Source organism: Marinobacterium aestuariivivens, from assembly GCF_042661465.1.
Classification (GTDB): Bacteria; Pseudomonadota; Gammaproteobacteria; order Pseudomonadales; family Balneatricaceae; genus Marinobacterium_A; species Marinobacterium_A aestuariivivens.
Map to the genome: position 1 here is coordinate 4,088,762 of NZ_JBHSWE010000001.1, position 19,412 is coordinate 4,108,173.

Below are 19,412 nucleotides of genomic sequence, written 5' to 3' on the forward strand. Positions count from 1 at the left end.
AAGCCCGTGACGCGTAACGCGTAACGCGTAACGCGTCACTTTCAAGCTGCAAGCGTTCAGCGCATCCCGTGCTGAACGCTTGCAGCTTTCTACATCGCTATACTGCAGATGCGATCCTGCGCATCGAGGTATGGCATGCCCGTCGATCCCTTCACCAATCCCGTCTCCCGCGAAATCTGGCGCAGCAAGTATTGCTACACCGATCGCAATGGCCGCGCGGAAACCGATATCCTGAAAAGCTGGCAGCGGGTGGCGCGGGCGCTGGCGCGCGCCGAGACCCTGGCCCGTTCCGACTGGGCGAACCGGTTTCGCTCGTTGCTGGCGGACTTTCGCTTTCTGCCGGGCGGCCGGATCCTGGCCGGAGCAGGTACCGGGCGCAGGGTCACGCTGTTCAACTGCTTCGTGATGGGCCGCCTGGAGGACTCGATCGACGGCATTTTCAGCGCCCTGCGCGAGGGCGCCCTGACGATGCATCAGGGCGGCGGCGTCGGCTACGACTTCTCGACCCTGCGCCCGGCCGGGATGACCGCGAAGGGGGCCGGCACCATCGCCTCGGGTCCGCTGTCGTTCATGCGGGTCTGGGACAGCATGTGCGCGACCCTGCTGTCGACCGGCGCACGGCGGGGCGCGATGATGGCGACGCTGCGCTGCGACCATCCCGATATCATCGACTTCGTCGAGGCCAAGCGGGACCGGCGTGAGCTGCGCCACTTCAACCTCTCTGTACTGGTCAGCGATGCCTTTATGGCAGCGCTCGAGCGGGGGAGGACTGGCCGCTGCTGTTTCCGGTCGAGCCGGGGGAGGCGCCGGTCGGTGCCGAACTCGTCGAGCGCGACTGGCCCGGCCGCACCGGACCGGTACTCTGCCGTGTCTGGCGCCGGGTGCCGGCGGAAGAACTCTGGCGGCGCATCATGCGGGCGGCCTACGACTGCGCCGAGCCCGGCGTGCTCTATATCGACCGCATCAATAGCGACAACAATCTCGGCTACTGCGAACGGATCAGTGCCACCAACCCCTGCGGCGAAATCCCGTTGCCGCCCTATGGCGCCTGCAACCTGGGCTCGCTCAATCTGACCCGTTTCGTCAGGCATGCCTTCGGGCCCGGCGCCAACCTCGATTTCGAGGGCCTTGCCGAGGCGGCCCGGTTGGCCACGCGTATGCTCGACAATGTCATCACGGTCTCGCGCTTTCCGCTGGCGGCCCAGCGCAGGCAGGCAAGGGCCAGTCGCCGTATCGGGCTGGGGCTGACCGGGCTCGCCGACACGCTGATCCTGCTGGGCATCCGCTACGATACGGACCAGGCGCGCGATGTCGCGGCGCTGGCGATGGAAACCATCTGTCATGCCGCCTACCGTTCGTCCATCGCGCTGGCGGCGCAGCGGGGCCGCTTTGCGCTGCTGGAGACCGACGCCTACCTTGCCTCGCCCTTTGTCAGCCGGCTGCCGGCCGATATTCGCGACGGTATCGCCCGCGACGGCATTCGCAACAGTCACCTCTGTGCCATCGCGCCGGCCGGTACCATCAGTCTGCTGGCGAACAACGTCTCCAGCGGGCTGGAGCCGGTGTATTCGTTTTCTCAGCGCCGGCGGATACTGCAGGCCGACGGCGGCTATCGTGTCTTCGAGCTGACCGATTACGCCCTGCGGTGCTGGCAGGAACGCTCGACAGAGGCGCGTCTGCCCGGCACCTTCGTCGAAACCGGCGATCTGTCGCCCGATGCCCATCTGCAGATGCAGGCAGCCCTTCAGCCCTGGGTCGACAGCGCCATCTCCAAGACCATCAACGTGCCGGAGGAGTGTTCGTTCGAAGCGTTCGAGGGGCTCTATCGCAGCGCCCATGCGCTGGGGCTCAAGGGCTGCACCACCTTCAGGCCCAATCCGGTTACCGGGAGCATACTGGCGGCTGTGCAGGGGGCGGACATGTCCGGCCACTGTTGCTCGCCGGAGCGCGAAGCCGACTAGCAGCCGTCCCGCCCCGCCGCTCGACACGGCAAAAACTTTGTGCCGGGTATCTGGTATTTAGGCTCGAAATAAGTGACACTCGCGCTATCAGCCAGTGAGATTTCCAAGTGGTTTCGACAACGATGTCCGGTATTCAGCGATCCCTGAGCCAGCCCCGCCTGTCCGTTGCAGGACTTGCACCCCGCCTCCGTGCGGCGTCTGTGCAGGCGCGGCAGGAGGGCGCCATCTCGAAGCGGGCGCCTGTGCCTCCCGACCGTTAAGCCACGACCGGAATTGAACAGGCGGGCCCACGGGCCCGCCTTTTTGTTTTGTATTCGGCCGTACCGATCGGTCGATGACAGTGAGAGTGAGTGTATGGAACAGAATCTACAGGACGAACAGTTGCAGCAGGTCGAACAGGCCCTGCACAAGCTTCAGCAGGAGCTGAATGAAGAGATCGCGGGTCTGCGAGAAGTGCTCGAGGCGGCCAGCGGCGATCGCGAACAGTTCGACACCAGCGAGCGCAGCGACGCATTGCAGCAGCGCAGCATGGCCAAGGCGAACCTGGCCCTGAGCGAGCGCCGTCTGCGCCAGTGCATGTCGCGCTGCGCCGGATTGCGGAAGGCGACGAGGATTTCGGCTATTGCAGCAAGTGCGACGCCGAGATCCCGTTCGCGCGTTTGCGGGTGCGCCCGGAATCGACGCTGTGCCTGCCCTGCCAGCAGCAGCAGGAAAGTCACTGACCCTTCCCTGTCAGACTTTGGTCTGTCCCTGTTTTTACTGCGCTGTCCTCCCGGTTTGGCACGGGTATAATGCGGGTAAGGGCCGCCGCCCCAGGTGGCCCCGCACAATAATAAGGACAGGGCCATGAGTCGCGAATTATCCAACCTGCGCAAGTTTGTCGCCCCCGAAATTCTGTTCGGCAGCGGGGCGCGCAAGGCCGTCGCCAACTACGCCAGAACCTTCGGCGCCCGCAAGGTGCTGCTGGTGTCCGATCCCGGGGTGCAGCGTGCCGGCTGGGTGGCCGATGTCGAGCAGAGTCTGCGCGAGGCGCTGATCGATTACGTGGTCTTTACCGAGGTCTCGCCGAATCCGCGTTCCGCGGAGGTGATGAAAGGCGCAGAACTCTACGAGGCCGAAGGCTGCAACCTGATCGTCGCGGTCGGCGGTGGCAGTCCGATGGACTGCGCCAAGGGCATCGGTATCGTCAGCAGTCACGGCCGCCACATCCTCGAGTTCGAGGGCGTAGATACCCTCAGCGTGCCGATCCCGCCGCTGATACTGATTCCCACGACCGCCGGCACCTCGGCCGACGTGTCCCAGTTCGCGATCATCAACGACGAGAGCGAGCGGGTGAAGATTTCGATCGTCAGCAAGTCGGTGGTGCCGGACGTCTCGCTGATCGACCCCGAAACCACCACCACCATGGACAACTTCCTCACCGCCTGCACCGGTGTCGATGCCCTGGTCCATGCCGTCGAAGCCTTCGTCTCCACAGGCTCCGGGCCCATGACCGACATGCATGCCCTCGATGCGATCCGGCTGATCAACGGCAACCTCGCCGACCTGATCCGCCACCCCGACGATCTGCAACTGCGCGAGCAGGTGATGCTCGGCAGCATGAAGGCGGGACTCGCGTTCTCGAATGCGATTCTCGGCGCCGTTCATGCGATGTCCCACAGCCTCGGCGGTTATCTGGATCTGCCCCACGGGCTCTGCAACGCCATGCTGCTCGAACATGTGATCGACTTCAATTACCGCGAGACCACCGACAAGTTCAAGGTCATCGCCGAAACCCTCGGCGTCGACGTGCGCGGCATGAACAGTGCCGAGATCCGCAAACGTCTGATGCAGCGCGTTGTCGGGCTGAAGCAGGAAGTGGGACTGGGCGAGTCGCTGGGGGTTTTCGGTGTCCACCGTACCGATATCCCGTCGCTGTCGGCCAAGGCGATCAAGGACCCCTGCATACTCACCAATCCGCGCAAATCGTCCCGGCGCGATGTCGAGGTCCTGTATGAAGAAGCCCTCTGAACAGTCGGCGGCGACGTTCGAGGAACTGATCGGCCTGGGGCAGCAGTCGGCGCGCAAGAACTATTACCCGGAGCTCGAACGCAAGATCGCCGAGCTCGAGCAGGAACGCAACCGCTACAAATGGCTGTTCGAAAATGCCCTGCACGGCATTTTCCGGGCCGAGCTTTCCGGGGGCATCCTGGCCGCGAATCCCGCCATCGCCCAGTTGCTGGGATACCGGGATTCGGCCGACCTGGTGGCGGGCGTCGTTTCCCTCGAGAACCAGCTGTTCATCGAGCCCGGCGAGCTGGCGGTCATCCGCGAGCAGCTGCTCAGCGGCCGCCGCCTGACCGGGTACGAAACCCGTCTGCGTTGCCGTAACGGCAGCACCGTCGACGTCGCGATGACCATTCTGCTCAAGCGGGAGGGCGGGCGCGAGGTCATAGAGGCGTTTGTCGCCGATTACACCGAGCGCAAGCGGGCCAGGAACGCTTGCAGCAGCTCAATGCCGAGCTCGAGCAGCGGGTCGCCCGTCGGACCGAGGAACTGCTCGAGGTCAACCGGCAGTTGCGCCAGGAGGTGCAGGAGCGGCAACTGCTGGCCGAGCAGCTGCGCGAGGCCAAGGAGGCGGCCGAAGGGGCCAATCGCAGCAAGGACAAGTATCTGGCGGCTGCCAGCCACGACCTGCTGCAGCCGATGAATGCCGCGCGACTGCTCGTGTCGACCCTGCGCGAGCGCCAGCTCGCCGATCGGGACGGCTACCTGGTCGAGCGGGTTCACCTGGCGCTGGAAGGGGCCGAAGAACTGCTCACCGACCTGCTCGACATCTCCAAGCTGGACCAGAATGCGGTGCGACCGGATATCAGCGACTTTCCGCTGCTGACCTTGCTCGAGCCGCTGGCATCGGAGCTGCAATCGGTCGCCGAAAACGAAGGGCTGCGGCTGCGGCTGCGCCCAAGCCGGCTTTCGATCCGCAGTGACAGCCGTCTGCTGACACGCATATTGCGCAACCTGCTGAGCAATGCCCTGCGTTATACCCGCGAGGGCGGGGTGCTGCTGGGTGTGCGGCGCCGTGGCGACCGGCTCAGCATCCAGGTGTGGGACAGCGGAGACGGCATCGAACCGGACAAGCTGGAGGAGATCTTCCGCGAGTTTCACCAGTTGCCCGACCATCATCCGGGGAGCGCCGTGGCGTCGGCCTGGGGCTGGCGATCGTCGACCGGATCGCCCGGGTGCTGGAGCACCCCGTCGAGGTGCGCTCGGCGCCGGGAAGGGGCTCCATGTTCGCGATCGAGGTGCCGTTGGCGGCCGGCTCGCCGGAACCGGACTCGCCGGATCTGACGTTCAGGGCGCCGGCCGACAGCCTGGCCGGAGTCAGGGTGCTGGTGGTCGACAACGACGAGGCGGTGCTGGTCAGCATGAAGGCGCTGCTCGAACAGTGGGGCTGCCAGCCGCTGATGGCCCGGGACCTGGAGAGTGCCCTCGCGCTTTGCCGTCAGCAGCCCGAGCCTCCCGACCTGGTCCTGGCGGACTATCATCTCGACTGGGGGCGCTCCGGCCTCGAGGTCATCGAGGCGCTGCATCGCAGGTACTGCCATGAACTGCCCGCCGCGATGATCACCGCGGACCGCTCGGCCGAAACATTGCGGCAGTTCCGCGAGCGCGGATTGCCGGTGCTCTCCAAGCCTCTGCGCCCCGGCAAGTTGCGGGCGCTGCTGACGCATCTGATGGCCAGCACCTAGGGTGGAATGCGATTCACCGGAATGCGATTCACCGGAATGCGATTCACCGGTGGAATTCGCTTCGCTCATTCCACCCTACGTTCCGGCCATCAGCATGTAGGGTGGAATGAGTGCCGAAGGCGCGAATTCCACCGCTGGCCGACAGAGTCTTGCGGTGGTCCGGCCCCGTCAGGCGATCCGGTCGATATCGAGCAGCATCCGCGTGACCTCCTCGCCGATATGGCGCACGGCCGTTTCGATCTGCTCGTCCGCCCTGGCGGAGTAGTTCAGGCGCATGCAGTTGCGGTATTTGCCCGAGGCGGAGAACAGCACGCCGGGGCCGATGCGGACGCCCTGGCTCAGCAGGCGCTCGTTGAGCCGGACGCTGTCGGCGTCTCCGGGTAGTTCCACCCAGAGCAGGAAGCCGCCCTGGGGGTAGCTGATACGGGTGCCGGCCGGGAAGTAGCGCTCGACCCAGGCGATCATCTGGTCGCGTCCCTGCTGGTACTGGGCACGCATGCGCCTCAGGTGACGGTCGTAATGCCCCTGGGCGATAAAGTCGGCGACGGCCAGCTGAGGCAGGCTGGCGCAGGCCGCGGTGCCGACGTATTTCATGTGCAGCACCTGTTCGCCATGACGCCCCGGCGCAACCCAGCCCACCCGCAGGCCCGGTGCCAGTGTCTTGGAGAAGGAGCTGCAGAGCATGACCCGGCCGTCGCCGTCGAACGACTTGAGGGTGCGGGGTCGGGGGAACTGGTAACTCAGATCGCCGTAGATATCGTCCTCGATGATGGCGACATCGAAACGCTGCGCCAGGCTGATCAGCCGGCGCCGGTTCTCCTCGGGCATGGTGTAACCGAGGGGTTGTTGCAGGTCGGCGTGACCTGGATCACCCGGATCGGCCACTTCTCCAGCGCCATCTCCAGCGCCTCCAGGCTGATGCCGGCGACCGGGTCCGTCGGAATCTCCATCGCCTTGAGTCCGAATGCCTTGATCGCCTGCATCGAGCCGTAGAAGCTGGGCGAGTCCACCGCGACCACATCCCCTGGCCGGGTCACGGCGCGCATGCTGGTGGACAGCGCTTCCTGGCAGCCGGTGGTAATGACGATATCGTCCGGGTGCAGGCGGCAGCCGGAGTCGATGCAGAGCCGGGCGATCTGCCGGCGCAGTTCAGGCGCTCCGCGCAGGCTGTCGTAGGCGAAGCCGCGCAGCGGATGGTCGGTCTTGCTGTCGGACAGGGCTCTTAGCAGGGGCTTGAGTGTCGGCGCGCCGATATCCGGCATGCCGCTGCCCAGGGCCAGCACGCCGGGCAGTTCGTTGGCACAGAGCAGCTCCATCACCTGTTCCCACTGGGAGACTTCGAGCGGTCGCTGCGCCGGCCGGCTGATGGCGGGCATCTGCGGGCTGGCCGGGCGCAGCCGGACGTAGTAGCCGGACTTGGGGCGGGCTTCGGCCAGCCCGCTTTCCTCGAGCAGGCGGTAGGCCTCCTGCACCGTGGCGATGCTGATGGCGTGTTCACGGCTCAGGGCGCGGATGGACGGCAGCCGGTCGCCACAGCGATAGTAGCCCTGCTCGATGCGCTGGCGCAGCTCATCGGCGACCTGTTCATAGAGTTTCATTACAGTTTCTCATTACAGATAGATAAAGCAGTACAGTTCGAGCTAAAGATAGCAGTACAGAGGCGGATCTTCCAAAACTGTATCGGTAAAATAAAGATATTTTGAATCTGTAATGGATTGGCAGCAGAGCTTAACCTGAGTCTCATCAACCGCAGGAGGGTGATGTCATGTTAAGTCTGGAATTCTTTCGTCGACTGTTCGAGATTCTGCGACGGGCCGCCGAGCGCAGCCGCTCACGCCGCCAGCTGCAGATGCTGGATGATCATATGCTGAAGGATATCGGCATCAGCCGCGCCGACGCCGTGCGCGAAGCCGACAAGCCTTTCTGGCGTCCCTGAAACCTCCGGCGGGCCCGGCTCCCGGGACCCATGACATGCAAGGAGTCTCCATGTCCACGTTCGAATATTACACCCTGGATGTGTTTACCGATCGTCCCTTTGCCGGTAACCCGCTGGCGGTGTTCCCCGATGCCGGCCCGCTGCCGGAGCACCTGATGCAGCAGATTGCACGGGAACTGAACCTGTCGGAAACCGTCTTCGTGGCGGGCCCGGAGGGGCGCAACCGCTTCCGGGTGCGGATCTTTACCCCCGGGGGCGAGATCCCCTTTGCCGGTCACCCCACTGTCGGGACGGCGCTGCTGCTGCAGCAGCTGGGTCGACTCGGCCGGCCGGAGGAGGGCGGGCCGGTGCTGATACAGCCGGTAGGAGACGTGCCGGTTTCGATTTCGGGCACGGGCCCGGAGGCGGTGGCCCGTTTTCGCACCGCCCGATTGCCGCAGATCGCGAGCAGCGTATTGAGTCGCGAAGACGCCGCCGCGCTGATCGGCCTCGCGCCCGAACAGCTGTGCGCCGATCCGGTGGTGGCGTCCTGCGGCACGCCCTTCCAGTTGCTGGTGCTGAGTGACCCGGAGGCGCTGCGGGTTGCTCAGCTGGACTTCGCGCTCTGGCGCCGGCTGCTGGCCGCTGATCCGGCCCCCGATATTTATATCTACGCCGTCACCGGCGACGACACGCTAAGGGCGCGGATGTTCGGGCCCGGCTTCGGAATTCCCGAAGATCCCGCGACGGGGGCCGCAGCCTCGGCGTTGGCCGGTTATCTGGCGCAGCAGTCGGGACGGGTCGGTACGTTTCGCTGGCGGATCGAGCAGGGCGTCGAGATGGGGCGTCCGAGCCAGATCGACACCGAGGTGCAGGTAGGCCCCGGGGGTGTCGAGGCGGTCCATGTCAGCGGCCAGGCGCGGCTGCTGAGCCAGGGGCGCTTTCTGCTCGAGTGACCGTCGTGGGCGCAATGGCTGAAATCGACGTCGAAAATCGCTATTCTTGGGCAAAGGCACAATTACAAGAAAACAGCGAGAGCGGCTTATGTTTCAGGAATTTCGCCATCTGCGCCTGCAGGATGCCTCCGACGTCGACCATCTGCTGGCGCCCTCCCAGGTCCGGCCTCCGGCGACACTGCGCAGTCCCGCGCTGGCGGTCATGACCGACTTCACCGAGATTTCGCCGGTGACGGTACCGGCCGGCTGGCAGATCGACACCGCGCTGGAATGGATGAAAAGTCAGCATGTTCGCATGCTGTTCGTGGTGGACGACCATGGCCATTTCGCCGGCGTGATCACCGCACGGGATATCGCCGGTGGCAAGGCGATGGCCTATGCCCGGCAGAACGGCATCGATCTCTCGGATGTGCAGGTGCGCCATATCATGGTCAGCCGCCTGACGATCCGGGCACTGACCTACGAGCAGGTTGCCGATGCGACGGTCGGCGACGTGATGCTGACGATGCAGGGCTCGGGCGATCAGCATGTCGTGGTGATCGACGAAGGTTATGCCGGCGTCAAGCGGGTGCGTGGCGTGATCTCCGCCAGCGATATCTCGCGCCTGCTCAAGGTCAGCTTCGAGGTGATGTACGAGGCCAAGACCTTCGCCGAGATCGAAAAGATCGTTGCCCACGGCGGTGAGCTCTGAGGGCGGAGTTTCGCTGCGGGGACGAACATTTTTCAACTTCGGGCAAAAAGCATTGCACCCTGACCACAGTGCTCTATACTCCGCGCCAAATTTAAGACATGCGAACCCGCACTGATTTATCACTGCGGGTTCGTGCTTTAGAGCGGCAAAGTCCTGAACCAACCGTCGACTGCAAAGAGGTACCGCACGCAATGAAGCTGCCTGAACATATTTCCCCCGAACAGTGGCAACGGGTGAAAGCGCTGGCCGATACCCGGGAAACGCCTTTTCTGGTGATCGACCTCGAGAATATCCGGGAGAAGTATCTGCAGCTGGTTCAGGGTTTTACCTATGCCCAGGTCTATTACGCGGTCAAGGCCAATCCGGCCGACGAGGTGATCGCGCTGCTGAACGAGCTCGGTTCTAAGTTCGATATCGCCTCGACCTACGAGCTCGACAAGGTGATGAAGCACGGTGTCTCGCCCGAACGCATCAGCTTCGGCAACACCATCAAGAAGGCCCGCGACATCCGCTATTTCCACGACCGGGGGTGACGCTCTTCGCCACCGATTCCGAGGCGGACCTGCGCAATATCGCGGCGCAGGCACCGGGTGCCCGGGTCTATATCCGCGTACTGACCGAAGGCTCGGAAGGGGCCGACTGGCCGCTGTCGCGCAAGTTCGGATGCAACCCGGAAATGGCCGTGGAACTTGCGGTGCTGGCCAGGGATCTGGGCCTCGAGCCGTACGGCATTTCGTTCCATGTCGGTTCTCAGCAGCGCGATATCGACGTCTGGGATGGCGCCATTGCCAAGGTTAAGGTGATTTTCGACCGTCTGCTGCATGAATACGGCATCGGCATGCGCATGGTCAACATGGGCGGCGGTTTTCCAGCCAGCTATCTGCAGAAGACCAACGAGTTCGCCACCTATGTCGAGGAGATCACCCGTTTTCTGCGCGAGGACTTCGGCGACGAGGCGCCGGAAATCATACTCGAGCCGGGACGTTCCCTGGTCGGCGATGCCGGGGTGCTGGTGTCCGAAGTGGTGCTGATCTCGCGCAAGTCGTCGTCGGCGCTGGAGCGCTGGGTCTACAGCGATGTCGGCAAGTTCAACGGCCTGATCGAGACGCTGGACGAGGCGATCAAGTATCCGCTCGGCACCGAGCGCGAAGCCGACGAGCGCGGCTGCGAAGAGGTGATACTGGCCGGTCCCACCTGCGACAGCGTCGACATCATGTACGAGAACTACCGCTACAGCCTGCCGCTCTCCCTCGAGAGTGGGGATCGCCTGTACTGGTTCTCCACCGGCGCCTACACCACCAGTTACAGCTCGATCGAGTTCAACGGTTTTCCGCCACTCGAGTACTATGTGATCTGAACGGTCCGGCGCTCCGGCGGCCCGGCGGCCCGGCACTCCGGCAGCCTGGCCGAAGCCGGATGAAGATGGCCGCGGCCGGGCTGCTGGCGGTATCGACGGCGCAGTTCTATTCTCCAGCAAGACTGTGCTATAACCGCACAATCAAAGCGTCATAAAACGCCAGTTTGAAAAATAAGGAGATTTTGATGCCTGAGCTGCTTGCAGGAGCAGAGGAGCTTGATGCGCTGGTCGCGGTCATCGACCAGACGGTGCTCTTTGTCAGTCCGCAACAAAGGGTCCACCACTGTTCACCGGGTGCGGCCGCCTGGCTGCAGCCGGAGCGGCTGGCGGGGCAGGCGCTCAGCGCGCTGTTTCCGGCCGATCTCTGCCAACTGATCAATACCGCCCAGGATCGGGCCCAGACCGAAGCCCGCCCGCAGACGCTGGAGCTGGAGCTGCGCCCCGAGCGATTGCCCGCCTGGCGCGCACTGGGACTGCGGGAGGTGCGCCGCTATCAGATGCGGGTGGTTTGCGCCGGCGATGGCTGGCTGCTCGTGCTCAAGGATCTGAGCGAGGCGCAGCATCAGACACGCGGCGGTGCATCCCAGACCCAGCGTGATCCGCTAACCGGGGCGTACAACCGCCGCGCCTTCATGCCGGTGCTGAGCCAGTCCCTGGCCCAGGCCCAGCGTTACGACTGGCCCTGCAGTGTGATGATGCTCGATATCGACGGTTTCGGCCGTATCAACGAGCGCTACGGTCTCGACACCGGCGACCGCCTGCTGCGGGCCCTGGTCGACGAGATGCTGGCGAAAAAGCGCGGTTCGGATTTCTTCGCCCGCTATGAAAACGACAGCTTCGTCATGTTCATGCCCGAAACCAACCTGAGTCAAGGGCTGCTGGCGGCGGCGCGGGTACGCAAGCTGGCCCTGGGGCTACACCTCGATACGCCGGACGGCGAGCTGGGTTTCACCCTCAGTATCGGCGTCAGCGCGATGACCGGGCCGGAAGACACCGTCGAATCCCTGATGGCCCGGGTCAGCGACAACCTCTATGTCGCCCGCCAGAGCGGCGGCGATCGCAGCGAAGGGGACAGCTGAGGCTCTGTTCGATCAGCCTTGTTCAGGCCCGTTATGCAACTGATCTTTCTTGGTACTTCGTCGGGTACACCGACCCGCCGCCGCAACGTGTCCGGGCTGGCGCTGTCGCTGCGCGGAGGCCGCGACTGGATTCTGGTCGACTGCGGCGAAGGCACCCAGCACCGGCTGCTGCGCACGCCGCTGTCGACCCAGCGGCTGCAGGCGATCTGCATCAGTCATGTACATGGCGATCACTGTTACGGGCTGCCCGGGCTGCTGGCCTCGGCCCAGCTCAACGGCCGCACCGCGCCGCTCAGCCTGATCGGTCCGGCTTCGCTGTGGGACTATCTGCAGGGCGTGATCGCCAGTACCGCGCTGCATCTCGATTTTCCACTTCACTTTCTCGACGTTGACCGGGTGCCGGCGGGCCTGGAGATAGGCGGCTTCGGGATATCCGCCTGGCCGCTGTCGCACCGGGTGCCGAGTTTTGCGTTCCGTTTCGTCGAAGCGTCTGTTCCGCTGCGCCTGCTCAGCGGGCGGCTGGAGCGGGACGGCATTCCGCGGGGGCCGCTCTGGGGTGCGCTGCAGCGGGGCGAATCGGTACAGCTGCCCGATGGTCTGTGCGTCGACGGCGCGGACTACACCAGGCCCGCCTGGCGTGCCCGCTCGGTGGTCGTCGGCGGCGACAACGACTGTCCCGATCTGCTGGGCGAAGCCTGTAGCGACGCCGACCTGCTGGTCCATGAAGCGACCTATGACGAGGAGATACGGGTCCGTATCGGGCCGGAGCCGATGCACAGCAGTGCCGCGCGCGTCGCGGCCTTTGCCGAACGGCGGGGGCTGCCCCACCTGGTCCTGACCCATTTCAGTCCGCGTTATCAGAAGGGAGGGGGCCGCGGGCTGCCGCTGGCCCGCCTCGAGCAGGAAGCCCGGGAGCGTTACAGCGGCGACCTCTGGCTGGCGGAGGACTACGACTGCTTCGAACTGGATCGCAACGGCCGCCTGCAGCACTCGAACCTGCTGCGTTGAGCGGCCTTTTTCAAATCAGAGGCGGACGATGTCCGGATGCGTCTCCAGGGTGCGGACCAGCTGCTGCATCTCCGCGTCGGTACCGATGCTGATGCGCAGGTGATTGTCGATCAGCGGGCGGCTGAAGTGGCGCACCAGCAGACCGTTGGCGCGCAGGTAGCCCATCAGTTCGGCGGCCTCGAGGTAGCGGTGGCTGGCGAACAGGAAGTTGGTGCGCGACGGCACTACCCTGAAGCCCAGGGCTTCGAGCTCGCCGGTCGTCCAGTCCCGGGTGGCGACGATACGCGCCGTGGTATCGCGGAAATAGGCATCGTCCTCGATCGCCGCGACGCCGGCGCTGATCGCCAGCATGTCCAGCGGATAGGAATTGAAGCTGTTCTTGACCCGCTCCAGCCCTTCGATCAGCGCCGGGTGGCCGATCGCGAAGCCGATGCGCAACCCGGCCAGGGAGCGGGACTTCGAAAAGGTCTGCACCACCAGCAGATTGTCGTAACGCCCGGTGAGGCTTACGGCGCTTTCGGCACCGAAATCGACATAGGCTTCGTCCACCAGCACCAGGGACTCGGTGTTGCGTTTCAGCAGCCGCTCGATCTGGTCGAGGTCCAGGGCGCGTCCGGTTGGTGCATTGGGGTTGGCGAAGATGATGCCGCCGTTGCCCTGGTCGTAGTCCTCCAGCGCGATGCTGAAGTCGTCGCGCAGCGGGATCCTGCGATGCTCGATGCCGTACAGGTTGCAGTAGACGTCGTAGAAGCTGTAGCTGATGTCCGGCATCAGCAGAGGCTGTGGCTGACGAAAGAACGCCATGAAGCTGTGGGCCAGGACTTCGTCGGAGCCGTTGCCGACGAAGACCCGGTCACGGCTGACGCCATGGTGGTCCGCGAGTGCCTGCTTCAGCCGGCCGGCATCCGGGTCCGGGTACAGGCGCAGGCGTTCGAGGTCGAACGACTGCAGCGCCTGCATCACCTTCGGCGAGGGCGGGTAGGGGTTTTCGTTGGTGTTCAGCTTGACGATCTGCTGTTCCTTCGGCTGCTCGCCCGGTACATAGGGCACCAGCTGCCGGATGGCGTCACTCCAGTACTTGCTCATTGCGATGGCTTCGTAAAGTAGGTTGAAGAAGCGGGAAGGCAGCAAGAATAGCAGATCGCCACCTTGCGCGCCTAGGCAGACCTCTGAGCAGAGGCTCGGGCGGGTTCTTGCGCGGCGGATCGGACGGCCGGGTCTTGATGAGGATTTATACCGTTATCTAAAGCGGTAGCGTGCAGAAGGCCGAAAAATGGCAGGGGGGCGACGATTCACGTTGACGGCAGAAAGGGCAGCCGACGTCCCACAGGCACCGGGGGCGCCGGCTGGTCCGGATCGGCCCCGCCCCTGGCGGGGTGGCGCAGACCCGTATAATCAGAACGCGTCGGCGGCTGAAAGTTCAGGCGGTTGAGTGAACAGTCTCCCGTTGACAGTTTGTAGGATGGGGGAGCGATGCGTCTGCAATGCATTAGCTGCCTTCTGCAAGTTACGGGCATCGCGCAACCCATCATATCGATCGTTTTGCAGATCGAATGGTGTCGGCTGGCAGCGGGTTTTGTTGGGTTGCGCAGCTTCGCCGCTCCACCCAACCTACGAGGAACCACATCGCGCAACCCGTCAATGAGGATAGCGGCAGTCCACCGTTATCGGGGCATCGCCCTGACCGCCTGAAGGCCTGGTCTTTCTGCTATAATCGCCGGCCTGTTCAACCCTGCTCCGGGTTTGCGACCCGGACCGCAAGATGGAATGACCATGTCCCAGACCGTTGTGTGTGCGCTGTACAAGTTCGTGACCCTCGAAAACTACGAGGAGATTCGCCAGCCCCTGCTGGATGTGATGGAGAGGAAGGGGTGCGCGGCACCCTGCTGCTCGCCCATGAGGGGATCAACGGCACCGTGGCCGGCTCGCGCCAGTCGATCGATGCACTGCTGGACTGGCTGCGTGCCGACGACCGGCTTGCCGAACTGTCCTGGAAGGAGTCGCTGACCGACGAGATGCCTTTCTATCGCACCAAGGTGAAGCTCAAGAAGGAGATCGTCACCATGGGGGTCGAGGGAATCGATCCCCGACAGGTGGTCGGCACCTATGTAAAACCCCGCGATTGGAACGCCCTGATCGCCGATCCGGACGTGCTGGTCGTCGATACCCGCAACGACTACGAGGTGCAGATCGGCACTTTCAGGCGTGCGGTCAATCCACAGACCGAAACCTTCCGCGAGTTTCCGGCTTATGTGAAAGAGAAGCTGGACCCCGCGCGGCACAGCAAGGTGGCGATGTTCTGTACTGGCGGTATCCGCTGCGAGAAATCGACCGCCTACCTCAAGGAACAGGGGTTCGACGAGGTTTATCATCTGGAGGGCGGTATTCTGAAGTACCTTGAAGAGGTACCCGAGGAAGAGTCGCTCTGGCAGGGCGAGTGCTTCGTGTTCGACAACCGCGTGTCGGTCAACCACGCACTGGAAAAGGGTTCCTACGAACAGTGCCACGCCTGCCGTATGCCGATAACCGCCGAGGATATGGCCAGCGCCCGCTATATGGCGGGTGTCAGTTGCCCGCATTGCTTCGACAGGCTGTCGTCGGAGCAGCGCCAGCGTTTCGAGCAGCGCGAGTTGCAGGTACGGCTCGCGCGTCAGCGCGGCGAAGCCCATCTGGGTGCCGATGCGGCCGACGCCATCGAACGGCGGCGGGCACTGAAAAAGCGTCAGCGCGAGGAGCAGGTCCGGCAGCAGGGCTAAAAGTCGGATGCAATTTTCGGGTGCTCTCGTCGGTCATAGAGGTAAGGTCCTCACAAGGAGGGCGGTGAGTCCAACGACAGGAAGTGGCTGATGAAGGCACGCAGCGCCAGGCGCCATCGCTGGAACAACCGGTTGCAGACCCTGCTGCTGGTGGGGGCCATGTCGCTGATTCTGGCGCTCAGTGCCTGGTTGCTGCTGGGCGAGACCGCTTGGTGGCTGGCGCTGGTATCGCTGGGTATGGTGTTGCTTTTTGCGCCACGGATGCCGGTGGAATGGATGCTCAGAGGCGCTGGCGCGCGGCCGCTGAGGCCCGGCCAGGCGCCGGAGCTGAACCGCCTGGTCAGGCAGCTGGCGGGGCGTGCCGGGCTGGAGCAGCCACCGCAGCTGTTCTGGCTGCCCGGGACGGTGCCCAACGCCTTTACCGTCGGCGATGGCCGGCGGGCGTCGATCGCGCTCAGCGACGGCCTGTTTCGCCTGCTCGATTATCCCGAGCTGGCCGGTGTGCTGGCCCACGAGATCAGTCATATCCGCAATCACGATATCCGTCTGATGACGCTGGCCGACACGGTGACGCGCATCACCCAGATGCTGTCGATGCTGGCGCAGCTGTTGCTTCTGCTGTGCATTCCCCTCTGGCTGTTCGGGCTGGTCGCGGTGTCCTTTACCGGTGTTGCGCTGTTGATACTGGCACCGGTGATCAGTGCGCTGCTGCAACTGGCGCTGTCCCGTTCGCGGGAATACCGGGCCGACCTCGATGCCTGTGAGCTGACCGGAGATCCCGGCGCACTGGCCCGCGCGCTGCAGAAGCTGGAGTGGCAGGAGGGTCACTGGCTGCGGCGCCTGATCTGGCGCCGAAAGCCCGACAGCGCGCCGTCGCTGCTGCGCAGCCACCCGCCGACCGATGAGCGGATCCGTCGATTGCTCGCCCAGGCGCGGGCGCGCCGTGCGCCCCTCTTTCCCGAGGACGGGCCGGGCGGGAGAGGTTCCGGCACCGATCTTTTCCATCGCCGTTAACGAGTGGGCTTCATCTTGGCGGTTGGAGCCGCCGCCCCGGTGGGAATAACCCCCGTGCCGAATTTGTTCGCCTCGGGGCGAGGCGCCTACAAGGTTGTGCGGCTGTGCTATTACCGTCAGGCCGGCAGGGTCGGGAAGCCTGCGCGCGGGCCCATGTCCTGGCGGTCGCGCGGGAACAGCGGCGGGCTCTGCATATAGACCGTCAGCAGCTGGCCGAGGGATTCCAGGGCGTTCCAGTGGATACGCTCCCAGCCATGGGAAGCGTCGATGCCGAAGGTGATCAGGGCGGTGCGCAGGTCGTTGCCGGCCTCGATGGCGGCGGCGCTGTCGGAGCGGTAGTAGCGGAAGATGTCGCGCTGATGCGGGATGCCGAACTCCTTGCACAGCTGGATCAGGCGGTGGGTCAGGTGGTAGTCGAAGGGGCCGACCATATCCGCCATGGCGATGGTGACGCCGAACTCGCTGGAGTTCTGACCCGGTGCCGTGGTGCCGTTGTCGATCGTGAGCATTTCGGCCACGTCCTGGTGTAGTGCCGCCGAGGCGCCGCTACCGATCTCCTCGGAGATGGTGAACAGCGGATGGAGGTCAACCGGCAACCTGACGTTGCTCTCCTTGACGGCCTTGATGGCACCGAGCAGCACCGCCGCACCGGCCTTGTCGTCCAGGTGTCGCGAGTTGATGAAGCCGTTCGGCGTGATCTCGGCACCGGAGTCGATGGCGACAAAGTCGCCGACATGGATACCGAGCCGGAGCAGGTCGTCCAGCGAGTAGGCGATCTCGTCCAGGCGCAGCTCGATATGGTCCCAGCTGCAGGGCTGATTGTCGATCTCCGGACCAAAGGTATGGCCGGAGGCTTTCAGCGGCAGCAGGGTGCCGCGAAACTGGCGGTCGTCGGAAAACAGGGTGCAGCGCGCGCCTTCGGCGAAGCGGGCGTTCCAGTGCCCCACCGCCACCACCTCGAGCCGGCCGTTGGGCTTGAGCCCCTTGACCATGGCACCAAGCGTATCGATATGGGCCACCAGCGCGCGGTCCGGACTTTTTCTTGCCCGGCAGCGAGGCGCGGATGGCGCCGCGGCGGGTGATCTCCATCTCGACACCCAGGCTCTCGAGCTCTTCGCACACCAAGTGCACGACGCGGTCGGTATAGCCGCTCGGCGACGGCGTGTGCAGCAGCCGCAACAGCAGTTCCAGGGTGTATTCCTGATCGATCTTCAAGGGTTCCATATCAGGGCCTCGCAATGGTTTGCGGGAAAAGCAGGTCGATAAAGCGCTCCGCTGTCGGCTGGGGCTCGTGGTTGGCCAGGCCCGGCCGCTCGTTGGCTTCGATGATGACGTAGTCGGGCCCCGCGACATCCGGTACCAGGAAGTCGAGCCCGGTTACCGGTATGTCGATGGCCTCGGCCGCGCGTATCGCCGCCGCTTTCAGGGTCGGGTGCAGTTTCGCCGTGACATCATGGATGGTGCCGCCGGTGTGCAGGTTGGCCGTGCGGCGCACCTGCAGCTTCTTGCCGTAGGGCAGGGTGTCGTCGAGCTGATAACCGGCTTCGTCGACGCAGCGCAGGGTCTCGCCGTCGAGGGGGATCCGGCTCTCGCCGCCGGTCGCGGCCTGGCGGCGTCGGCTCTGCTTGTCGATCAGCGCACGGATGCTGTCGCTGCCGGTACCGGTAATGACGGGCGGCCGGCGTACCGCGGCGGCAACCACCTCGAAGCCGATGACGATGATACGCAGGTCCTGGCCCTCGACGAACGCCTCGACGATGACGTCCTCGCAATAATGCCGTGCCGCTTCGATGGCATCGTGCAGCGCCTGGTGCTGGCGCACGTCGACGCTGATCCCCTGGCCCTGCTCGCCCCGCACGGGTTTGACCACCACGGAACCGTGGCGGGTGAGGAAATCGTCCGCCGGCGCGCTGTCCTCGCGCAGACGCAGCTGCTCCGGGACCCGCAGGCCCGCCTGGCGCAGGATCCGCTGGGTGACGACCTTGTTGTCGCAGCGGCTCATGGCCACGGCATGGGTCAGCTCGCTGAGGGACTCGCGGCACACCAGGCTGCGTCCCCCAGGTGCAGTTCGAAATACCCCTCCTCGGCATCCAGTACCCGCACGCCGATGCCCCGGCGCTGGGCCTCGCGCACGATCAGCTTGGCGTAGGGGTTGAGTGCCTCTTCCGGCGGCTCGCCGATGAACAGCGGCTCGTTGAAGGCGTTCTTGTATTTCAGCGCGAAGGTGTCGATGCGCTTGAAGCCGAGCTTGCGGTAGAGGCGGATGGCATGGCGGTTGTCGTGCATCACCGACAGGTCCATATAGTGCCGGTCCAGCGCCTTGAAGTGCTCCGCGAGCTGTCGTGTCAGGGTTTCGCCGACCCCGGGATATTCCGCCTGGGCGTCGACGGCCAGGGCCCAGAGGCTGGAGCCGCCCTGGGGGTCGCCGAAGGCGCTGACATGATCGACGCCGGTGACGGCACCGATGATGCGGCCCGAATGCTCGTCCTCGGCCACGAGGTAGCAGAGGCCATGGTTGTCGCGGCTGGCCAGCACGAAGTCGGCCGGCGGCGGCACCATCTGGCGGCGGCGATAGAGGTTGTGAACCTCTTCGGCGTCCTCGGCCGTTTCCACATGGCGGGTGCGAAATCCCCGATGCGGATCCGTGGCGGGGCGGTAATCGTCCAGCTTCAGCCGGAAGGCGTGCGAGGGATCGAGAAACAGCTCCTGCGGCGCCAGCGAGATCATGATATGGGGATCCGTGACGTACATCGCGATGTCCCGCTTGCCAGGGCTTCCTCGCGCATGGCGGCGAGCAGCTCTTCGGGGCTGTTGAAGGTATGGGCGAACAGCAGGCGCCCCCAGCCACAGTCGACGATGGCGTTGTGTCTCGGCAGGTCGCCGGGGTTGGGCTCGCTGTTGTCCAGGGTCATGGGGTGCAGGGGCTCCTGGGTCATGTCGGTCT

18 protein-coding genes and 3 pseudogenes are annotated in these 19,412 nt (G+C 64.6%); 15 read left to right on the top strand and 6 right to left on the bottom strand.

The annotated features are described in order from the left end of the window. Positions 1-135: 135 nt before the first annotated feature. From ACFQDL_RS21345 to ACFQDL_RS21370, 6 genes and pseudogenes are all read left to right on the top strand, one after another. A pseudogene (locus ACFQDL_RS21345) lies at positions 136-1,961 on the top strand (adenosylcobalamin-dependent ribonucleoside-diphosphate reductase). Between the two features lie 381 nt (positions 1,962-2,342). Next, complete coding sequence (locus tag ACFQDL_RS33020) at positions 2,343-2,753, top strand: hypothetical protein (protein WP_465263976.1); 411 nt, start codon at positions 2,343-2,345, stop codon at positions 2,751-2,753. 54 nt (positions 2,754-2,807) lie between these two features. Beyond that, entirely contained in the window at positions 2,808-3,971 is a 1,164-nt protein-coding gene (gene ercA, locus ACFQDL_RS21355; protein ID WP_379910775.1) for an alcohol dehydrogenase-like regulatory protein ErcA, read from the top strand. Continuing rightward, positions 3,955-4,650, top strand: a complete 696-nt coding sequence (locus tag ACFQDL_RS21360; RefSeq protein WP_379910776.1) for a PAS domain S-box protein — start codon at positions 3,955-3,957, stop codon at positions 4,648-4,650. The genes ercA and ACFQDL_RS21360 overlap by 17 nt, the downstream gene beginning before the upstream one ends. Then, positions 4,647-5,291 carry a sensor histidine kinase gene (locus ACFQDL_RS21365; protein ID WP_379913237.1) on the top strand — a complete coding sequence of 215 codons (645 nt, stop codon included), beginning with the start codon at positions 4,647-4,649 and terminating at the stop codon, positions 5,289-5,291. Before ACFQDL_RS21360 ends, ACFQDL_RS21365 begins: the two co-directional genes overlap by 4 nt. Next, complete coding sequence (locus ACFQDL_RS21370; RefSeq protein WP_379910777.1) at positions 5,231-5,692, top strand: response regulator; 462 nt, start codon at positions 5,231-5,233, stop codon at positions 5,690-5,692. The genes ACFQDL_RS21365 and ACFQDL_RS21370 overlap by 61 nt, the downstream gene beginning before the upstream one ends. 168 nt (positions 5,693-5,860) lie before the next feature. Here the strand turns inward: ACFQDL_RS21370 and ACFQDL_RS21375 are convergent. After that, positions 5,861-7,290 (bottom strand): annotated as a pseudogene (locus tag ACFQDL_RS21375) (aminotransferase-like domain-containing protein). 167 nt (positions 7,291-7,457) lie between these two features. On the opposite strand from ACFQDL_RS21375, the gene ACFQDL_RS21380 reads away from it, so the two are divergent. From ACFQDL_RS21380 to ACFQDL_RS21410, 7 genes are all read left to right on the top strand, one after another. Then, the gene (locus tag ACFQDL_RS21380) at positions 7,458-7,628 is read left to right on the top strand and encodes a DUF1127 domain-containing protein (protein WP_379910778.1); all 171 of its coding nucleotides are present in this window, start codon (positions 7,458-7,460) and stop codon (positions 7,626-7,628) included. 50 nt (positions 7,629-7,678) lie between these two features. Then, a complete protein-coding gene (locus tag ACFQDL_RS21385; protein WP_379910779.1) occupies positions 7,679-8,563 on the top strand; it encodes a PhzF family phenazine biosynthesis protein in 885 nt (294 codons plus the stop codon). Between the two features lie 88 nt (positions 8,564-8,651). After that, complete coding sequence (locus ACFQDL_RS21390; RefSeq protein ID WP_379910780.1) at positions 8,652-9,254, top strand: CBS domain-containing protein; 603 nt, start codon at positions 8,652-8,654, stop codon at positions 9,252-9,254. Between the two features lie 191 nt (positions 9,255-9,445). Then, a complete protein-coding gene (locus ACFQDL_RS21395; RefSeq protein ID WP_379910781.1) occupies positions 9,446-9,787 on the top strand; it encodes a type III PLP-dependent enzyme domain-containing protein in 342 nt (113 codons plus the stop codon). Then, positions 9,784-10,611 carry a type III PLP-dependent enzyme gene (locus tag ACFQDL_RS21400; protein WP_379910782.1) on the top strand — a complete coding sequence of 276 codons (828 nt, stop codon included), beginning with the start codon at positions 9,784-9,786 and terminating at the stop codon, positions 10,609-10,611. Before ACFQDL_RS21395 ends, ACFQDL_RS21400 begins: the two co-directional genes overlap by 4 nt. A gap of 185 nt (positions 10,612-10,796) precedes the next feature. Continuing rightward, positions 10,797-11,690 (top strand): GGDEF domain-containing protein, encoded by an 894-nt coding sequence (locus tag ACFQDL_RS21405; protein WP_379910783.1) that lies wholly within the window; start codon positions 10,797-10,799, stop codon positions 11,688-11,690. 33 nt (positions 11,691-11,723) lie between these two features. Further along, a complete protein-coding gene (locus ACFQDL_RS21410; RefSeq protein ID WP_379910784.1) occupies positions 11,724-12,698 on the top strand; it encodes an MBL fold metallo-hydrolase in 975 nt (324 codons plus the stop codon). 15 nt (positions 12,699-12,713) lie between these two features. Here the strand turns inward: ACFQDL_RS21410 and hisC are convergent, their stop codons facing one another. Beyond that, positions 12,714-13,784 carry a histidinol-phosphate transaminase gene (gene hisC / locus ACFQDL_RS21415; RefSeq protein WP_379910785.1) on the bottom strand — a complete coding sequence of 357 codons (1,071 nt, stop codon included), beginning with the start codon at positions 13,782-13,784 and terminating at the stop codon, positions 12,714-12,716. Positions 13,785-14,471: 687 nt separating this feature from the next. On the opposite strand from hisC, the pseudogene trhO reads away from it, so the two are divergent. Further along, positions 14,472-15,454, top strand: a pseudogene (trhO, locus tag ACFQDL_RS21420) (oxygen-dependent tRNA uridine(34) hydroxylase TrhO). A gap of 90 nt (positions 15,455-15,544) precedes the next feature. Further along, on the top strand, positions 15,545-16,468 hold the full coding sequence (locus ACFQDL_RS21425) for a zinc metalloprotease HtpX (protein WP_379910786.1): 924 nt from the start codon (positions 15,545-15,547) through the stop codon (positions 16,466-16,468). A gap of 116 nt (positions 16,469-16,584) precedes the next feature. Here ACFQDL_RS21425 and ACFQDL_RS21430 read toward each other — a convergent pair whose 3' ends face one another. From ACFQDL_RS21430 to ACFQDL_RS21445, 4 genes are all read right to left on the bottom strand, one after another. Next, a complete protein-coding gene (locus ACFQDL_RS21430) occupies positions 16,585-17,565 on the bottom strand; it encodes an osmoprotectant NAGGN system M42 family peptidase (RefSeq protein ID WP_379910787.1) in 981 nt (326 codons plus the stop codon). A gap of 128 nt (positions 17,566-17,693) precedes the next feature. Beyond that, the gene (locus tag ACFQDL_RS21435) at positions 17,694-18,512 is read right to left on the bottom strand and encodes an ATP-grasp domain-containing protein (RefSeq protein ID WP_379910788.1); all 819 of its coding nucleotides are present in this window, start codon (positions 18,510-18,512) and stop codon (positions 17,694-17,696) included. Beyond that, positions 18,485-19,219: a GNAT family N-acetyltransferase gene (locus ACFQDL_RS21440; RefSeq protein WP_379910789.1), complete on the bottom strand. Its 735-nt coding sequence runs from the start codon at positions 19,217-19,219 to the stop codon at positions 18,485-18,487. The genes ACFQDL_RS21435 and ACFQDL_RS21440 overlap by 28 nt, the downstream gene beginning before the upstream one ends. Next, complete coding sequence (locus ACFQDL_RS21445) at positions 19,192-19,404, bottom strand: hypothetical protein (protein ID WP_379910790.1); 213 nt, start codon at positions 19,402-19,404, stop codon at positions 19,192-19,194. Before ACFQDL_RS21445 ends, ACFQDL_RS21440 begins: the two co-directional genes overlap by 28 nt. Positions 19,405-19,412 lie beyond the last annotated feature (8 nt).

Bases quoted from the DNA above. Each gene is read 5' to 3' on its own strand.
- ACFQDL_RS21390 (WP_379910780.1), top strand. From the start codon at position 8,652: ATGTTTCAGGAATTTCGCCATCTGCGCCTGCAGGATGCCTCCGACGTC.
- ACFQDL_RS21385 (WP_379910779.1), top strand. From the start codon at position 7,679: ATGTCCACGTTCGAATATTACACCCTGGATGTGTTTACCGATCGTCCC.
- ACFQDL_RS21360 (WP_379910776.1), top strand. From the start codon at position 3,955: ATGAAGAAGCCCTCTGAACAGTCGGCGGCGACGTTCGAGGAACTGATC.
- ACFQDL_RS21425 (WP_379910786.1), top strand. From the start codon at position 15,545: ATGAAGGCACGCAGCGCCAGGCGCCATCGCTGGAACAACCGGTTGCAG.
- ACFQDL_RS21395 (WP_379910781.1), top strand. From the start codon at position 9,446: ATGAAGCTGCCTGAACATATTTCCCCCGAACAGTGGCAACGGGTGAAA.
- ACFQDL_RS21370 (WP_379910777.1), top strand. From the start codon at position 5,231: ATGTTCGCGATCGAGGTGCCGTTGGCGGCCGGCTCGCCGGAACCGGAC.
- ACFQDL_RS21380 (WP_379910778.1), top strand. From the start codon at position 7,458: ATGTTAAGTCTGGAATTCTTTCGTCGACTGTTCGAGATTCTGCGACGG.
- ACFQDL_RS21405 (WP_379910783.1), top strand. From the start codon at position 10,797: ATGCCTGAGCTGCTTGCAGGAGCAGAGGAGCTTGATGCGCTGGTCGCG.
- ACFQDL_RS21365 (WP_379913237.1), top strand. From the start codon at position 4,647: ATGAATGCCGCGCGACTGCTCGTGTCGACCCTGCGCGAGCGCCAGCTC.
- ACFQDL_RS21440 (WP_379910789.1), bottom strand. From the start codon at position 19,219: ATGTACGTCACGGATCCCCATATCATGATCTCGCTGGCGCCGCAGGAG.
- hisC (WP_379910785.1), bottom strand. From the start codon at position 13,784: ATGAGCAAGTACTGGAGTGACGCCATCCGGCAGCTGGTGCCCTATGTA.
- ACFQDL_RS21445 (WP_379910790.1), bottom strand. From the start codon at position 19,404: ATGACCCAGGAGCCCCTGCACCCCATGACCCTGGACAACAGCGAGCCC.
- ercA (WP_379910775.1), top strand. From the start codon at position 2,808: ATGAGTCGCGAATTATCCAACCTGCGCAAGTTTGTCGCCCCCGAAATT.
- ACFQDL_RS21410 (WP_379910784.1), top strand. From the start codon at position 11,724: ATGCAACTGATCTTTCTTGGTACTTCGTCGGGTACACCGACCCGCCGC.